This is a genomic window from Mesorhizobium sp. WSM4842, from assembly GCF_055901575.1.
Window position 1 is genome coordinate 6716801 of sequence record NZ_CM148372.1, and the last position, 15029, is coordinate 6731829.

A 15029-nucleotide genomic window follows, 5' to 3' on the forward strand; every position below is an offset into this window, starting at 1 on the left:
CTTATGCCGACGTCGGCATAACGTCCATTATGCCGATGTCCGGATTATGCCGACCTTGGGGGTGGATGTCGGCTTCGGAGGCGGTGATCGCTGCGATGGGGTCGGCATAATCACCGGCGGTCTGACGGATCGTGCAAACTCCTCTTCTTGTTTCCAAAGAAGGGGATGCTTTCATGTCAATCGATCCGTTTCGCGTTCGCGTCCAGGGCCCGCTTGCCACGTTTGCGGCTGGGTTTGCCGGCGAACTCGCCCGACAAGGCTATACGCCGCTTTCCGCTCGCGAGCAGATGCGGCTGGTGGCGCGGTTGAGCCGCTGGCTCGTATTGGAAGGCATGGATGTGGAGGGACTGGGTGCGAGCGAGGTCGATCGGTTCGTCCGTACCCGTCGTGCCGCTGGCCCGCAACTCCGCTCGATCAAAGCATTGCAGCCCCTGTTGGCCTATTTACAGTCTCGCGGCGTGGTGCTGCCGTCGCCCCGTGCACCCGACGATCCGGCAGATCAGTTGCTGGAACGATACCAACGCTATCTGGCGATTGAGCGCGGTTTGGGGAAAGCGACCGCCGATGTCTATGCCCGGATGGTGCGCCCCTTTCTGCGTCATCGATTGTCGTCCGACGGGCGTGCCCTGGACCTTGCGGGTTTGGCCGCGACCGACGTCGTCACCTTTGTCGTGGCACGTTGCCCTCAGCTGAGCCGCGGCGCGGCAAGCCTGACTGTAACGGCGCTGCGGTCGCTGCTCACGTTCCTTCATGTCGAGGGTCTCATCGCGCGATCTCTTGCCGCTTGCGTGCCCTCGGTCGCCGATCGGCGATTGGCTGGGTTGCCAAAGGGACTGGATTGCGACCAGGTTCAGCGCCTGCTGACGTCCTGCGGCCGCGATACGTCGAACGGCTGCCGCGACTTCGCGGTCCTGACCATGTTGGTTCGTCTCGGCTTGCGGGCGGGGGAAGTCGCCAAGCTCAAGCTTGACGACCTGGATTGGCGGACCGGTGAGATCCTCGTACGGGGCAAAGGAAGCTGCATCGAACACCTTCCCTTGCCGGACGATGTCGGCGAAGCGGTGGCGGCCTATCTGCGTTACGGCCGTCCCCGGACCGCCCAGGGCCGGACAGTATTTGTGCGCGTCAGGGCGCCCCATAATGCCCTCACAAGCACTGGCGTGTCGCAAATAGTGGCCGCCGCCGGTTGCCGCGCGGGGCTCGGCCAGATCTACGCCCACCGCCTGCGCCATACGGCGGCGTCGGCGATGTTGCGCGCCGGTGCGTCGCTACCGGAGGTCGGGCAGGTCCTGCGTCATCGCCGCGCCCTGACAACGGCGATCTATGCCAAGGTTGATCGCGAAGCCCTGCGAACGATCGCCCGCCCTTGGCCGGGAGAGGTGGCATGAGCGCCCTTCGCCAGGCCCTGGCCGATTACCTGGCCATGCGTCGCGCCCTCGGCTACACGCTTGTTCGGTCCGAGAAGCTTCTTGCCCAGTTCCTCACCTACCTCGAGGCGCAGGGCGAAGACCACCTGACCACCAAGACGGCCCTCACTTGGGCGATGCTGCCGGCAGGCGCCGATCGAAGCTGGATGTCGGCGCGACTTTCCGTCGTTCGCCGCTTTGCGACCCATCTGCGCGGGATCGAGCCGGCAACCGAGGTGCCGCCGTGTGATCTGCTGCCGGGGCGATCTTGCCGAGCGACGCCCTACCTCTATTCGCAGGAGGACGTCATCGCCTTGATGACGGCAACCGCGGCCTTGCGCACGCCGCATCGGGAAGCAACCTACCGGACCCTGATCGGCTTGCTGGCCGTGACCGGAATGCGGGTTGGAGAAGCGATCGGCCTGGACCGCGACGACTTCGATGCGGTCGGCGGCGGCCTCACCATTCGGCGCGGAAAGTCCGGAAAATCCCGCGAGTTGGCGTTACATCCGAGCACTGTTGCAGCCCTCGGCAATTATCTGCGCCGGCGCGATCGACCCCGCCGGCCGCCGAACACGCACGCCCTGTTCGTCTCACCGGCCGGCACCAGGCTGCTCTATGTGAACGTTCAAAACACGTTCCAGAAGCTCGTCTGTCGCGTCGGCATCGCGCCGCGCTCGGCGGCCTGCCGACCACGGCTCCACGATCTGCGGCACGCGTTTGCTGTTCGCACGCTTCTTGATGCTTATCGCGACGGCGGTGATCCGGGGCGCCGGCTTGCCCTGCTGTCGACCTATCTCGGTCACGTCGATCCGGGCAAGACGTACTGGTATCTCTCGGCGGCTCCGGAATTGCTGCAACTGGCCGGTGATCGTCTGGAACGACGGATCGGAGGCGGCGCATGACCGCCCTCAGCGCGACCTTGCAGGCGTTCTTCACCGACCGCCTGATCCGGCAGCGGCAAGCCAGCCCGCATACGCTCGCCGCCTATCGGGACACCCTGCGGCTTATGCTGGTCTTCGCCGCCGCGCGGCATGGCACAGAACCTTCCAGGCTGGAGTTCGACGACCTCGATGCCGCGTGTGTCGGCGACTTCCTCGATCACCTCGAGCGTCATCGGGGCAACAGCGCGCGGACCCGGAATGCGCGGCTTGCCGCAATCCGGTCGTTGTTCCGGTTCGCCGCCCTTCGTTATCCCGAGTACGCCGCGACAATCGAACGGGTGCTCGCCATTCCGCCTAAGCGTTTTGAGCGACGGCTTGTGACGTTCCTGACGGAGGACGAACTCGATGTATTGCTGTCCGCCCCCGCGCGGTCGACCTGGACCGGGCGGCGCGACCACGCCTTGCTTCGGCTCGCCGCCCAAACCGGCCTGCGGGCGTCCGAACTGATCGGCCTTCACTGCGCCGATATCCACCTCGGTTCCGGCGCTCATGTCAGCTGTATCGGAAAGGGGCGAAAGCAGCGGATCACACCCCTTACCTCCAACATGGCCGCCGTGCTGCGCGTCTGGCTAGCCGAACGTGCCGGGCAGCCGGCCGATCCCCTCTTCCCTACACAGACCGGCAGGATGATCAGCCGCGACGCTCTCGAGCACCGGCTCGCGAGGTATGTCGAAATCGCTGCCAGAAACTGTCCGTCGCTGCAGCGGAAAAGGGTCACACTGCACACCTTGCGTCATACCGCGGCAATGCGACTGCTGCGTGCCGGCGTCGACACCTCGGTGATCGCGCTGTGGCTTGGCCACGAACAGATCGAGACCACCCACATCTACTTGCACGCCGATCTGGAGCTTAAAGAACGCACCCTGGCGAAAACCACGCCGGCCAACACGGCGCCAGGACGCTACAGACCGCCCGACAAGCTTCTCGCTTTCCTCGAGGCGCTCTGATTATGCCGACCCCATCGCAGCGATCACCGCCTCCGAAGCCGACATCCACCCCCAAGGTCGGCATAATCCGGACATCGGCATAATGCACCCAGCATCGCTGGTGCTTGATGCCGGGAAGGAGCTCATCGAGCGCATTCCAGAAGCCAAGCGCACGGTCACCGACGGCAAGATCGGGCGCGATCTGCAGGCCACGGCGCTTGACCGTCGACCAGCAGCTCGCGCCACCTCTGTGCGCTCTCGAATGCCGGTCTGGAAGCCGAGCAGCTCTTTCTTGCCCTCGGGTGGCGCCGATCGCCAGCATGCATTCGGCATGGTCTTCCATCCGGGCCTGCAGGTAGACCCCGTCCGCCCACACATACACATAGCGGCGCGCCGAAAGATCGCGCCTTTGCCAACGATCGTATTCGATGCCCCACTCCGCTGTCAGTCGTGTGATCACCGAGGGTGAGAGGTTTGGCGCCTCCTTCCCCAACAGAGCTGCCAGAGCTTCCCCAAAGTCGCCCGTCGAAACGCCGCGAAGGTAGAGAACGGGAAGAAGCACTTCGGCCTCAATCTCGATCGCCTGCCAGCAATTTGCGCGGGCCGGTGCGAAGCACATCCGTCAGGGGATCGTCGATTTCCTCGGGCTGACGAAGGCGAACAATGTCGATAGTCTCGTTCATGGCGTATCGCTCTCCTTGAGAGGTTCTGGCAGGCTTCATCACCCGCCTCGATACGCCGCCCTTCTCAAACCGACATCACCCCAGTTTCGGCCATAGCTCTCGTTTTGGCCAGCTTGTCACTTTGGACTTCGCTCAGAATCAAAGGGCTCCTTTCGGGTTGACAATGTCAGACAATCTTGGAAGAATTCTGACATCAGAGACTCGTAATGAGCGATGGGCCTCACAGAAGCTGGCTATGCCGCCGAGGTGGAGAGAGTTGCGAAGTATGCGGACAAGTCCCCGTCGATATTTGCGCGGGCTGATCTAACTCTGCAGCGAGACGTTCCTTAACGGGTTTGTCAGCATTGATGTCTGCCATTGAAGCGAACCGAATTTCCCTGTCGATGATGGCAAGGGTCCAGTTCTCCGCATTGAAGTCGCTGCTTTGCCTTACATCCTCCAGGCGTGTACGCACGTGGCTTGCGCGTTTGGTTGTTGGTGCCGCGCAGAAATGCTCCTCGACTGCTTGTTGCCTGACGCGCAGCGCGCTTCAAGCGAACAGGCGGCCTCAACAGGGCGATTTGCTTTCTTCTTGCGCAGACATGTTCGAGGGTTGGAGAACATTAGAGCGCATGCCGCCGGATATGGACTGCAACTCGCAATTATTGACTGGACCAAGCAAGCCGTCCGAGGAGGGGCTTTCCGGTGAAGGCGCCATGGTGCAGGGCGGTTTACCGACGTACTCGGAAGCAGTTTCGATATTTCGGAGCGCACTTCATTCTTCCAGTCAGCGGCGAGAGCAGGGAGGCGCTAGGCGAACCACTCGAGGGTGTCCGACTCTCGCTTGCCAATCTCCTATCGGCAACACGCGGCCGAATCGAAGGCTTTTGTAAACTCTTTGGGACCGGGCTCGTTCGTTGCGGGCTGGGTTAGTGCAGCACAATGACCCCGGCTAACTCCAAAATTTCTGACGAAGAGTTGGGAAAGCGCCTCCGGCTTGCCCGGGAGACTGCCAAATTCACGCAGGCGGCTGCGGCAAGCAACTTAGGTGTAGCCCGGACGACGCTCATTGCCATCGAACAGGGTCAGCGCGGCATTAAGCTGGAAGAGTTGCAGAAGCTCGCAAAGCTTTTCGGAACGTCGGTGAATACAATGCTTCGGCAGAAAGGGGTTCATGTCGATCTTATTCCCGGGTTTCGAAAACTGACTCACGACGAAGATTTTTCGGTGGAAACGGCGGCGCGCACGCTCAATGACTTTGTGCGGGCCGAGGTGGAGCTCGAGACCATACTCGGCCTCAAGCGTCAGCCGAACTATCCGCCTGAAAAGCAGATCCTTCCCGGCAATGTACGGACGCAGGCAGAGCAGGATGCGCAGGAACTGCGCCAATGGCTCGGGCTCGGCTTAAGCCCAATTCAGGACGTGCTCACCTTGGTGGAGCTGCAGCTAGGCATCCGTACCTACGTGCATCCGCTCCGTGGAAAAATTTCCGGACTGTTTGCATTCGATGACGCAGTCGGCGCCTGCATGCTGATCAACGCCAGTCACCGGCTGGATCGGCGCTCCCAGAGCATTGCGCATGGGCTTGGCCATTTTGCCGCTACGCGACGCAGGCCCGAGGTTTTGCACGAGTCGCCGCTGCCAAATTCACGAGAGGGACGGTACGCCGACGCGTTCGGGCGCGCGTTCATGGCACCGGCACGCGCTGTTATGGAAAAGTTTCAGGAAATGACGGCTGGCGCATCGGTGCTGTCGCGCCGTCATGTCATCATCCTTGCCTACTTTTTCGGCATCTCACGCGAGGCTCTGGTGCGGCGGCTGGAGGAACTTGAACTTGTCAGGCTGGGCACGTGGGACTGGTTCGTCGACAACGACGGTTTTTCTGACGAGCATGCGCGACAGGTGCTCGGCGATCGAGCGATAGACACCGGGCAGCAGAAAACAAATCTGGCTTCGCTCCGCTTGGGTTCCCTTGCGGCCCAAGCGCTGGACAAGGGTCTGATGAGCGAAGGGCAAATCGCAAGACTGTTGCGTCTCGACCGCATTGCAGTACGGAAGCTTCTTCAAGAGCGAGCGTTGGGAGAAGGCAACACTTCGTATGGACCGCCTCTTTGATCCGGCTTACCAAAGCCAGCCGCATTGTTCTTGATATCAGGGCCGTTATCAACCTCAACGGAACCTCCATCGCCGACGCGATCCTGAGACGGCTCCCGCGCCGCATCGTCGTCACAAGCGTGGACGTCGGGGAGCTGAAAGCGGGTGCAGAACGCGACCGGTCCGATCATGCTTCCGGCCACGAGATTCTGAAACGTCACCTGAGCTGACACGCTAAGGTTCTCGACCGCCAGTATCCCACGCGAAAGCAGCTCAGAGCTGCACCGCGATCGACACCCTGGACTGCGGTGAAGCGTCGACGCTCGCTCACCCTTTCGACTTTGGCGCGACGGCCGTTATCGATGAGAGGAAATCAAAAGAATCGTGGCTGAACGGTTTGCTTTCCCTGCCCATCTTCGTCATGGCCGATCCAACCTATTAAATTCGGGCAAACCCCTCCGGTCGAAAAGTCGAATTGAAGTAATGTGACGCATTATTTTTTTCCGCAGCTCTCGCCGGAGGGCTCATGATAGCGTCAAATTATGTTAAGGGCCGGATCAGGGCGCTTCTTGGGACTAAGGAGCGTTATGTTCATGTAGGTTGCACCGCTTTTGCCCTGGCTCTGTCGGGCGAAGGGCAATCGTCGCAATGAGGACTTCGGGACGGATGATCCGGAAACGGTCGTAGTTGCTTTGAAAAAGGCAGATGCAACGGAAGCGGCCGAAGCACCAATTCTGGACGAGAGCTGAGTGGCAGGTGCAACTCAATTCAAAGAAGAGTCCGATTAGTGAGGTTTGGAGACTATGCCGACATTTCCATTCTCGCCCTCTATCATTGAACATATCCGGTCCATGATCTCGCAGTTTGCGCTTCCGAAAACCACAAACGCAGAGAACTTGAAGCGAGCAGCGGTTGGCATCATTCTGGTTGCAGCCGACGATGGCTCAGACGAGACTGCCTTTTTGCTCACGGTGCGCAGCGCTAAGCTGCGTTCGCACGCAGGCCAATACGCTTTACCAGGAGGACGGAGTGATCTGGGGGAATCCGCACTCGACACTGTTATTCGCGAGTGCTTAGAGGAAATCGCCCTGGACCTTTCGCCTGATCAGGCTTTGGGTACTTTGGACATATATCCGACCCAATCTGGATATGCGATTACACCCGTCATTTTTGCATCCACAAAAGAACAGGATTTCTGTCCCAATCCAAACGAAGTAGATCAAATTTTTCGGATCAAGCTCTCCGACCTCTCTGGTGCGCGGTCAGCACAGTTTTTCAGTGAGGAAGAAGGCGGTCTGCGTCTTATACGCTTTCCGATCTTTGATCATTTCATACACGCACCAACAGCGGCTATTCTATACCAGTTCATCGAGTTGGTATCTGGTCGTTACCAACGTGTTGATGACCTCTCAGCCCCGGACTTTGCAACACGATAGTACTCGGCATGTTAGCTCGAAAGTGCGCCTATGGTCTGAGTCCGGACAGAACTCAGGCAATGCACTGCAGCTCCGGCTTGGAGATCTGAAGGACCTTATGCCGTTTGAACCGAGCTTAGGCGTTGCAAATCCGCGGCGCCCTCCTGGGAAGGTGGTTTGAACCGGCGAGGAACCTTTCAGTGAACCCACTCGAAATCAGCAGATCGTGTATGGCAGTTCGCTGCGTCGGTCGTGGTCGATGGTAATCTTGCTATTGAGCGGCGGAGCGGCGCGTTGGATGCAGTTTATGCGCTCGCAAATGCGGCAGGAGACGCCGATGGGCTCGAACGCTGAGCTGCTGGTAAAATCCAGCCGGTCTGCGTAGACGAAATCGCCCGCATCAGAGATCTCACATCCGAGCGCGATCGCATAGCGTCGATGAGGAGAGCCAAATCCACCGTCCGTCTTGGTGATTTCTGTGGCAATACTGAGATAACGCACGCCGTCCGGCGTCTCGGCTAGCTGGCAAATCATGCGGCCGGGAGTTTCAAACGCCTGATGAGCGTTCCACAACGGGCAAGCTGCGCCGTAGCGGGCGAACTGCAACTTAGCGGCGCTGTGGCGCTTGGTGATGTTGCCAGCCCGGTCGATGCGCGCGAAGAACACCGGAGCGCCCTTCATCCGAGGTCTTTGCAACGTCGAAAGCCGATGCGCGACCTGCTCGAAGCTGGCGGCGAAGCGTATTGCGAGCAGGTGGAGGTCGTGCCGAAGTTCTTTTGCCGCAGCCAGGAACGGACGATACGGCAACATAAGCGCGCCGGCAAAATAATTCTGCAGGCCGATTCTGCATATCTCTGCCGCTTCGGAGGTCCGGAAGCGCGCTCGCTTGATGATGGCGTCGATCTCCGCCCGGTGCTCCAAGGTCCCTATCTGGAATGCCATTTGAAAACTGCGCGTCGATGCAGGCGAGTAAGAGTTCAAATAGAGCACGCGCGCGGAGGCGTCGAAGCGCCTGATTGCCCGCTCGCCGTTGCCAGCACGCGCTAGACGAACATGATGGTGCTGTTCCAAGTGGTCTGCGAAGGCAGTACCGACATCTCGATCCGGCACGCCCAGCGCTTTCGCCAGATGCTCGGCCGACCGGTCGAGCTCATCGATGTAGTTGTCAACAAAATGAAAGAAGTCCCGCACTTCCTCGTAGGGTGTCGGTTCGGCAAAAGCATTGGTTCGGATCAGCTGGTCGTCGAAGCTGGCAAGCTGCTCGCTATTTCTGCGATATGCCTGATGGCAGGTAATCAGCGCATGAGCGAGAGACGGTGCGTTTTGGGCAACGAGCTTGAGTTCTTGAAATCCGGCTGAAACACCGCCGAATACGGGGTCAGCAAGCGCCTCGCTCAGTGCCGAGAGCAGCCGGTCGGCCTCGCTGCCGCCGATCGAAGCGATATCCACTTGGAATTTTTCGGCGAGCGCAAGAAGCACCGCGGCTGACACGGGCCGTTGGTTGTTTTCTATCTGGTTCAGATAGCTGGTCGAAATCCCCAGACGCTCGGCGAATGCCGCCTGGGTAGCGTTGTTGGCCTCCCGCAGTTCGCGGACGCGGCGTCCAATGAAGAGCTTACCGTTTGCCATTTGCAAATTCGCATGTTGCTGTTTGCAATTTCCTACAATTCGCAATCACACACGGTCAAGCCTTTCCCGTTCATTGCCGGCGAACTAATGCGGAGCATGTTTCCAGTGGAGGCACTCATGCCATTGTGCAGCAAAGCAAAGCCGAGTTCGAGGCAAAGCCAGATGACCGCATTGCGATTCCAGACGACCTGGAAGATCCTCGAGCAAACGGCTGGGCGCTGATGCTAGCCGTTCTCGAACAACTCGAAATCCGTCGTGCGCAGGCTCGCATGGGCGGAGGGCAGAAGCGTGTCGATGCTCAACACGCAAAGGGCAAGCTGACGGCCCGAGAGCGCCTCGTGGTGCTTCTCGATGAAGGCTCCTTCGAAGAATACGACATGTATGTCACGCATCGTGCGACGGACTTCGGCATGGCTGAACAGAAGGTCGCAGGGGACGGAGTAGTAACAGGCTGGGGTACGATCAACGGCAGGCTGGTCTACGTCTTCTCACAGGACTTCACGGTGCTCGGCGGATCGCTGTCGGAGACACACGCCCAGAAGATCTGCAAGATCATGGACATGGCGGTGCGCAACGGGGCGCCGGTGATCGGCCTCAACGATTCTGGCGGCGCGCGCATCCAGGAGGGTGTTGCCTCGCTTGCCGGCTACGCCGATGTCTTCAAGCGCAATGTCGATGCTTCCGGCGTCATCCCGCAGATTTCGGTGATAATGGGGCCGTGCGCCGGCGGGGCGGTCTATTCTCCGGCCATGACCGACTTCATCTTCATGGTTCGAGATTCCTCCTACATGTTCGTGACCGGCCCCGATGTGGTCAAGACAGTCACAAACGAGATCGTAACCGCGGAGGAACTAGGGGGCGCGGCAACGCACACGCAAAAGTCCTCAGTTGCGGACGGGGCTTTCGAAAACGATATCGAGGCTCTGGAAGAGGTACGGCGCCTCTTTGATTTCCTGCCGCTCAACAACCGGGAAAAGCCGCCGGTGCGGCCCTTCCATGACGATCCCGAGCGGATCGAGTTGCGCCTGGACACGCTGGCGCCGGAGAGCGCCAACAAGCCGTACGACATGAAGGAACTAATCCTCGCTACAGCCGATGAAGGCGACTTCTTCGAGCTTCAGGCCGCCTTCGCTCGCAACATCATCACCGGATTTGTTCGTGTCGAGGGCAGGACGGTAGGGGTGGTGGCCAACCAGCCCATGGTGCTGGCCGGATGCCTCGACATCGATTCTTCCCGCAAGGCGGCGCGTTTCGTTCGCTTCTGCAACGCCTTCGACATACCGATCCTGACGCTGGTCGACGTACCAGGGTTCCTGCCAGGCACTGCCCAGGAATATGGCGGCGTCATCAAGCACGGCGCCAAGCTGTTGTTTGCCTATTCCCAGGCGACCGTACCGATGGTCACGTTGATCACGCGCAAAGCCTATGGCGGCGCCTACGACGTGATGGCTTCCAAACATATTGGCGCGGACATCAACTACGCCTGGCCGACCGCTGAAATCGCGGTGATGGGTGCAAAGGGCGCGGCCGAGATCCTCTATCGGTCCGAACTCGGCGATCCCGATCGGCTGGCGGCTCGTACCAAGGAATACGAGCAGCGTTTCGCCAACCCCTTCATTGCCGCCGAGCGCGGCTTCATCGACGAAGTGATCATGCCACATTCCTCACGCAAGCGGATCGCGCGTGCCTTTGCCGCTCTGCGCGGAAAAAGCGTCGAGACTCGCTGGAAGAAGCACGACACCATTCCGCTTTGAGTAGGCAAAAAATGTTCAAGAAGATCCTTATTGCCAATCGTGGCGAGATCGCGTGCCGGTTGATCAAGACGGCGCAGAGGCTCGGCATTGCAACGGTCGCCGTCTACTCCGACGCTGACCGCGACGCCTTGCACGTCCGGCAGGCTGATGAAGCGGTCCATATCGGTCCGGCCGCCTCCCCCCAGTCCTATCTTAGCATTGCCAACATTCTGGATGCTGTCGCCGCCACTGGCGCTGACGCGGTTCATCCGGGCTATGGTTTCCTGTCAGAAAATTCGAACTTCGCCGACGCCCTCAAAGCCAACGGCGTGGCCTTCATCGGCCCCTCGCCCGTCGCTATCGAGGCGATGGGCGACAAGATCACCTCGAAGAAGATCGCGGCATCCGCCGGTGTTTCCACTGTGCCTGGCCATATGGGCCTGATCGAGCATGCCGAGGAAGCGGTGCGTATCGCCGCAGAGATCGGCTTTCCGGTCATGATCAAGGCATCCGCCGGCGGTGGCGGCAAGGGCATGCGCATTGCCTGGAACGAGGCCGAGGCGCGCGAAGGCTTTCATTCCTCGCGAAACGAAGCCAAGAACGCCTTTGGCGACGACCGTATCTTCATCGAGAAATTCGTCACCGAGCCACGTCACATCGAAATCCAGGTGCTCGGCGATCAGTACGGCAACCTTGTCTATCTTGGCGAGCGGGAGTGCTCGATCCAGCGCCGCAACCAGAAGATCATCGAGGAAGCGCCATCATCGTTCCTCGACGTAGCAACCCGGCAGGCGATGGGTAGGCAGGCCGTCGCTCTTTCCAAGGCCGTGGGCTACCACTCGGCCGGTACCGTTGAGTTCATCGTCGACCGCGACCGCAACTTCTACTTCCTCGAGATGAATACGCGGCTTCAGGTCGAGCATCCGGTCACCGAATTGGTGACCGGCATCGACCTCGTCGAGGAGATGATCCGCATCGCGGCCGGCGAGAAGCTGCGTTTTGCCCAAGAGGACGTAAAGCTGAATGGCTGGGCGGTCGAAAGCCGGCTCTACGCCGAAGACCCGTATCGCAATTTTCTGCCCTCGATCGGCCGACTGTCACGCTACCGCCCGCCCGCCGAAGGCGTGCGTCCGGACGGCTCTCTCATCCGCAACGATACCGGTGTGTTCGAGGGCTCGGAAATCTCCGTGCACTACGACCCGATGATCGCCAAGCTTTGCACCTGGGCGCCCGACCGGTTGGGCGCAATCGATGCCATAGGCGCCGCCCTTGATGATTTCGAAGTGGAAGGCATCGGGCACAATTTGCCTTTTCTCTCCGCCGTCATGGACCATCCCCGGTTTCGCGAGGGGCGGCTGAGCACAGCCTTTATCGCCGAGGAGTTTCCGGACGGCTTCGCAGGTGCCTCCCCAACCGATGCGGATGAGCGCAAACTCGCGGCCGTCGCGGCACACATCAACTGGAAACTCCAGCATCGCGATGTCCAGATCTCCGGCGCGATGGACAATCATCGTCGCAAGGTCTCCGGCGACTGGATCGTCACGCTTGGCAAGCATGCCTTTCCGGTCACGCTCTGCGATCAGGAAGACGGAACCACGGTGGCATTCGACGACGGTTCGGTCTTGGCCGTTTCAAGCGAGTGGCTGCCCGGACGTCACATAGCGCACTTTCGGATTGGCGCCGAAACCGCGTCGATCAAGACGTCACTGTCAGGAACCGGCTACCGACTGCGCTGGCGCGGAATGGATGTCGTCGCTCATGTACGCATCCCGGCGATCGCCGAGTTGGCGCGACTGATGCCGAAGAAGCAGCCGCCGGACACCTCAAAGCTGCTGCTTTGCCCGATGCCCGGGGTCATCACCGCGATTGCCGTTTCCGAAGGCGAGGCGGTCGAGGCCGGACAAATGTTGGCCACCGTCGAGGCGATGAAGATGGAGAACGTGCTTCGCGCCGAACGGCGAGCTGTCGTCAAGCGGATCGCCGCAAAAGCGGGTGCAAGCCTCGCCGTCGACGAACCCATTCTGGAGTTCGAATGATGGCCGACCCCAAACTCACCGACTGGCGCACTCTTGCCGAACGAGAACTGAAGGCCTCTCCAGACGCACTGGTCTGGCGCACGCCCGAAGGTATCGACGTCAAGCCGCTTTACACGGCGGACGACTTGCTGGCCGTCGACCACCTTCATTCCTTACCGGGGCTGCAACCCTTCGTCCGCGGCCCGCGCGCGACAATGTATGCCGGCAGGCCGTGGACGATCCGGCAGTATGCCGGGTTCTCGACGGCGGAGGAGTCGAACACCTTCTACCGCAAGGCGCTCGCCGCCGGCCAGCAGGGCGTGTCGGTTGCCTTCGACCTCGCCACGCATCGCGGCTATGACAGCGACCATGAGCGTGTCGTCGGCGACGTCGGCAAGGCGGGTGTAGCAATCGATTCCGTCGAGGACATGAAGATCCTGCTCGCGGGCATACCGCTCAAGGACATTTCGGTCTCCATGACCATGAACGGTGCGGTCGTCCCGATCCTTGCCTGCTTCATCGTTGCCGGCGAGGAACAGGGCTGCCCGCCGGCCCAGCTCTCCGGGACCATTCAGAACGACATTCTGAAGGAGTTCATGGTCCGCAACACCTACATTTATCCGCCCGAACCGTCGATGCGCATCGTGGCCGATATCATCGAGTACACTGCAAAGGAGATGCCCAAGTTCAACTCGATCTCGATCTCGGGCTATCACATGCAGGAGGCGGGAGCGACGCTGGTGCAGGAACTCGCCTTCACCCTGGCGGATGGGCGCGAATATGTCCGCGCGGCATTGAAAAAGGGCCTCGACGTCGACGATTTTGCCGGACGGCTCTCGTTCTTCTTTGCGATTGGCATGAATTTCTTCATGGAGGCCGCCAAGCTGCGGGCAGCGCGACTTCTGTGGTCGCGTATCATGGAAGAGTTCGAACCGAAGAAGCCTTCATCGCTGATGCTGCGCACGCACTCCCAGACATCGGGCGTGTCGCTGCAGGAGCAGGACCCCTACAACAACATCGTGCGCACCGCCTATGAGGCGCTCGCCGCGGTGCTCGGCGGCACCCAGTCACTCCACACCAACTCCTTCGATGAGGCGATCGCACTGCCGACGGAGTTTTCGGCGCGTATTGCGCGAAACACCCAGCTTATCCTCCAGCACGAGACCGGCGTGACCAAGGTCGTCGACCCGCTGGCCGGTTCCTATCACGTCGAAAGCCTGACCGCCGAACTTGCCGACAAGGCGTGGACGCTCATCGAGGAAATCGAGGGAATCGGCGGCATGACCAATGCCGTCATTGAGGGCCTGCCAAAACGCCTGATCGAGACGGCGGCGACCCGCCGCCAGGCGGCGATTGACCTCGGCGAAGAGGTGATCGTCGGCGTCAACAAGTATCGGCTGGAAAGCGAGGCCGCAATCGACGTTCTGGAGATAGATGCGACGGTGCGCGAGGCGCAGATCCGTCGTCTCGAACAAACAAAGCGTCAGCGCGACCCCAAGCGCGTCGACGCAGCCCTTGTCGCGCTTGGTCAGACTGCGGCCAGCAGCAAGGGCAATATACTCCAGGCAGCCGTCGAAGCGGTGCGTGCCCGCGCGACGGTAGGAGAGATTTCCGACACCCTGCGTAGCGCCTTCGGCGATCACGTGGCCGTTCCTGAAGTGACCTCGGAGGTTTATGGCGCCGCCTTCCAGAATGAGCCGGAATACCAATCCCTAACGTCCCGCGTCAGGGACGTTTCCGTGTCGCTTGGCGGTCGGCCGAAGCTGATGGTGGCCAAGCTCGGCCAGGATGGTCATGACCGTGGCGCCAAAGTGATCGCATCGGCGTTTGGCGACCTCGGCTTCGATGTGGTCGCCGGCCCGCTCTTTCAAACGCCGGAGGAGGCAGCAAACATGGCGGTGGCTTCTCATGTTCATGTCGTCGGCGCGTCGTCGCTGGCGGCCGGACACAAGACATTACTGCCGCAGCTTGTCGCGGCGTTGAAAGCAAAGGGTGCCGAAAACATCATCGTTGTCTGCGGTGGCGTGGTGCCGCGCCAGGATTATCAATTCCTGATGGACCACGGGGTGGCCGCTGTGTTCGGCCCTGGAACCCACGTCCTGGATGCAGCACGTGCGGTCGTCGATCTGCTTGAAGGAAGGCGCCGCAATCAATGAAAACCCTCGTCTTCGAGCCTTCGGTAATCCGGCGACATGCCCATACTCG

At 60.5% G+C, this 15029-nt stretch carries 12 protein-coding genes; 9 read left to right on the top strand and 3 right to left on the bottom strand.

The window, feature by feature from the left end:
• Nucleotide 1 precedes the first annotated feature (1 nt).
• On the bottom strand, nt 2-175 hold the full coding sequence (locus AC0NIE_RS32525) for a hypothetical protein (protein ID WP_474045165.1): 174 nt from the start codon (nt 173-175) through the stop codon (nt 2-4).
• Between the two features lie 121 nt (nt 176-296).
• Here AC0NIE_RS32525 and AC0NIE_RS32530 point away from each other — a divergent pair, with 121 nt between their 5' ends.
• The 3 genes from AC0NIE_RS32530 to AC0NIE_RS32540 are packed head-to-tail and all read left to right on the top strand — an operon-like array spanning nt 297 to nt 3297.
• Nucleotides 297-1388 carry a tyrosine-type recombinase/integrase gene (locus AC0NIE_RS32530; RefSeq protein WP_474045213.1) on the top strand — a complete coding sequence of 364 codons (1092 nt, stop codon included), beginning with the start codon at nt 297-299 and terminating at the stop codon, nt 1386-1388.
• Nucleotides 1385-2311 carry a tyrosine-type recombinase/integrase gene (locus AC0NIE_RS32535; protein WP_473490024.1) on the top strand — a complete coding sequence of 309 codons (927 nt, stop codon included), beginning with the start codon at nt 1385-1387 and terminating at the stop codon, nt 2309-2311. The genes AC0NIE_RS32530 and AC0NIE_RS32535 overlap by 4 nt, the downstream gene beginning before the upstream one ends.
• Nucleotides 2308-3297, top strand: a complete 990-nt coding sequence (locus AC0NIE_RS32540; protein ID WP_473490025.1) for a tyrosine-type recombinase/integrase — start codon at nt 2308-2310, stop codon at nt 3295-3297. Before AC0NIE_RS32535 ends, AC0NIE_RS32540 begins: the two co-directional genes overlap by 4 nt.
• Here the strand turns inward: AC0NIE_RS32540 and AC0NIE_RS32545 are convergent.
• Nucleotides 3200-3895, bottom strand: a complete 696-nt coding sequence (locus AC0NIE_RS32545; RefSeq protein WP_474045172.1) for a transposase — start codon at nt 3893-3895, stop codon at nt 3200-3202. The genes AC0NIE_RS32540 and AC0NIE_RS32545 overlap by 98 nt on opposite strands.
• Before the next feature lie 985 nt (nt 3896-4880).
• Here AC0NIE_RS32545 and AC0NIE_RS32550 point away from each other — a divergent pair.
• The 3 genes from AC0NIE_RS32550 to AC0NIE_RS32560 all read left to right on the top strand — a co-directional run bounded on the left by AC0NIE_RS32550 (nt 4881) and on the right by AC0NIE_RS32560 (nt 7468).
• Nucleotides 4881-6053, top strand: coding sequence for a helix-turn-helix domain-containing protein (locus AC0NIE_RS32550; RefSeq protein ID WP_473489911.1), 1173 nt, complete (start codon nt 4881-4883; stop codon nt 6051-6053).
• Nucleotides 6050-6262: a hypothetical protein gene (locus tag AC0NIE_RS32555; RefSeq protein ID WP_473489912.1), complete on the top strand. Its 213-nt coding sequence runs from the start codon at nt 6050-6052 to the stop codon at nt 6260-6262. The genes AC0NIE_RS32550 and AC0NIE_RS32555 overlap by 4 nt, the downstream gene beginning before the upstream one ends.
• Before the next feature lie 573 nt (nt 6263-6835).
• Nucleotides 6836-7468, top strand: a complete 633-nt coding sequence (locus tag AC0NIE_RS32560) for an NUDIX hydrolase (RefSeq protein ID WP_473489913.1) — start codon at nt 6836-6838, stop codon at nt 7466-7468.
• A gap of 195 nt (nt 7469-7663) precedes the next feature.
• Here AC0NIE_RS32560 and AC0NIE_RS32565 read toward each other — a convergent pair whose 3' ends face one another.
• Complete coding sequence (locus AC0NIE_RS32565; protein WP_473489914.1) at nt 7664-9076, bottom strand: helix-turn-helix domain-containing protein; 1413 nt, start codon at nt 9074-9076, stop codon at nt 7664-7666.
• Nucleotides 9077-9297: 221 nt separating this feature from the next.
• Between AC0NIE_RS32565 and AC0NIE_RS32570 the strand changes: the two genes are divergently transcribed.
• Genes AC0NIE_RS32570 through scpA form a run of 3 tightly spaced genes read left to right on the top strand, consistent with a single transcriptional unit; the run spans nt 9298 to nt 14980 of the window.
• Nucleotides 9298-10830, top strand: a complete 1533-nt coding sequence (locus AC0NIE_RS32570; RefSeq protein ID WP_473489918.1) for an acyl-CoA carboxylase subunit beta — start codon at nt 9298-9300, stop codon at nt 10828-10830.
• Nucleotides 10831-10841: 11 nt separating this feature from the next.
• On the top strand, nt 10842-12845 hold the full coding sequence (locus AC0NIE_RS32575; RefSeq protein WP_473489915.1) for an acetyl-CoA carboxylase biotin carboxylase subunit: 2004 nt from the start codon (nt 10842-10844) through the stop codon (nt 12843-12845).
• Nucleotides 12842-14980, top strand: coding sequence for a methylmalonyl-CoA mutase (gene scpA, locus AC0NIE_RS32580; protein WP_473489916.1), 2139 nt, complete (start codon nt 12842-12844; stop codon nt 14978-14980). The genes AC0NIE_RS32575 and scpA overlap by 4 nt, the downstream gene beginning before the upstream one ends.
• The last annotated feature ends 49 nt before the right edge of the window (nt 14981-15029 follow it).

Excerpts from the sequence above, each read along its gene's own strand:
- AC0NIE_RS32525 (WP_474045165.1), bottom strand. The coding sequence starts at position 175 with ATGAAAGCATCCCCTTCTTTGGAAACAAGAAGAGGAGTTTGCACGATC.
- AC0NIE_RS32535 (WP_473490024.1), top strand. The coding sequence starts at position 1,385 with ATGAGCGCCCTTCGCCAGGCCCTGGCCGATTACCTGGCCATGCGTCGC.
- AC0NIE_RS32540 (WP_473490025.1), top strand. The coding sequence starts at position 2,308 with ATGACCGCCCTCAGCGCGACCTTGCAGGCGTTCTTCACCGACCGCCTG.
- AC0NIE_RS32545 (WP_474045172.1), bottom strand. The coding sequence starts at position 3,895 with ATGTGCTTCGCACCGGCCCGCGCAAATTGCTGGCAGGCGATCGAGATT.
- AC0NIE_RS32550 (WP_473489911.1), top strand. The coding sequence starts at position 4,881 with ATGACCCCGGCTAACTCCAAAATTTCTGACGAAGAGTTGGGAAAGCGC.
- AC0NIE_RS32560 (WP_473489913.1), top strand. The coding sequence starts at position 6,836 with ATGCCGACATTTCCATTCTCGCCCTCTATCATTGAACATATCCGGTCC.
- AC0NIE_RS32565 (WP_473489914.1), bottom strand. The coding sequence starts at position 9,076 with ATGGCAAACGGTAAGCTCTTCATTGGACGCCGCGTCCGCGAACTGCGG.
- AC0NIE_RS32570 (WP_473489918.1), top strand. The coding sequence starts at position 9,298 with ATGCTAGCCGTTCTCGAACAACTCGAAATCCGTCGTGCGCAGGCTCGC.
- AC0NIE_RS32575 (WP_473489915.1), top strand. The coding sequence starts at position 10,842 with ATGTTCAAGAAGATCCTTATTGCCAATCGTGGCGAGATCGCGTGCCGG.
- scpA (WP_473489916.1), top strand. The coding sequence starts at position 12,842 with ATGATGGCCGACCCCAAACTCACCGACTGGCGCACTCTTGCCGAACGA.